1 protein-coding gene is annotated in these 890 nt (G+C 74.6%); it reads right to left on the minus strand.

The genetic code is table 11. From position 1 onward, the window contains the following. Positions 1–890: exodeoxyribonuclease VII large subunit (xseA, locus tag FNQ90_RS25100; RefSeq protein WP_182608413.1), on the minus strand; the 890-nt coding region annotated here is incomplete at both ends.

Consider the following 890-nt stretch of genomic DNA (forward strand, 5'->3'; position numbering starts at 1 on the left):
CACCCGCCGTCCCCGCTCCACCGCCATCACCAGGCGCTCCTCGTGCTCCTCCACCAGCCGGTGCGGCTCCGCCAGCGCCGGTCGGTCCACCGTGGCCCGCAGGCCCCGCTCCTCGCGCTCCACCAGCGCCCGCGCGCACCACCGGGCGCGCTCGCGGAGCTGTTCCACCCGCGCCAACTCCTCCCCGACCTCCGGCACCACCCGTTTGGCCGCGTCCGTCGGGGTCGAGGCCCGCAGATCCGCCACCAGGTCCAGCAGCGGGGAGTCCGGTTCGTGCCCGATCGCCGACACCACCGGCGTCGCGCACGCCGCCACCGCCCGCACCAACGCCTCGTCCGAGAACGGCAGCAGGTCCTCCACGCTCCCGCCGCCCCGGGCGATCACGATCACCTCCACCGAGGGGTCGGCGTCCAACTCCCGCACCGCCCCGATCACCTGCGGAACCGCGTTCACCCCCTGCACCGCGACGTTCCGCACCGCGAACCGCACCGCCGGCCACCGCGAGCGGGCGTTCTCCAGCACGTCCCGTTCCGCCGCCGACGCCCGCCCCGTCACCAACCCGATCCGCCCCGGCAGGAACGGCAACCGCCGCTTGCGCTCCGGCGCGAACAACCCCTCCGTCGCCAACTCCCGCTTCAACCGCTCCAGGCGCGCCAGCAGCTCCCCGACACCCACCGCCCGGATCTCCGTCGCCCGCAGGGACAACTGACCCCGGGGCGCGTACCACTCGGGTTTCCCCAGCACCACCACCCGGGCGCCCTCGGTCACCACGTCCGCGACCTTGTCGAAGACCGCGCGGAAGCAGGTGACGGTCAACGAGATGTCCTGCGCCGGGTCGCGCAGCGTCAGGAAGACCACCCCCGCCCCCGGTCGACGGCTGAGCTGGGTGA

Source organism: Streptomyces alkaliphilus, from assembly GCF_014141535.1.
GTDB lineage: Bacteria > Actinomycetota > Actinomycetes > Streptomycetales > Streptomycetaceae > Streptomyces > Streptomyces alkaliphilus.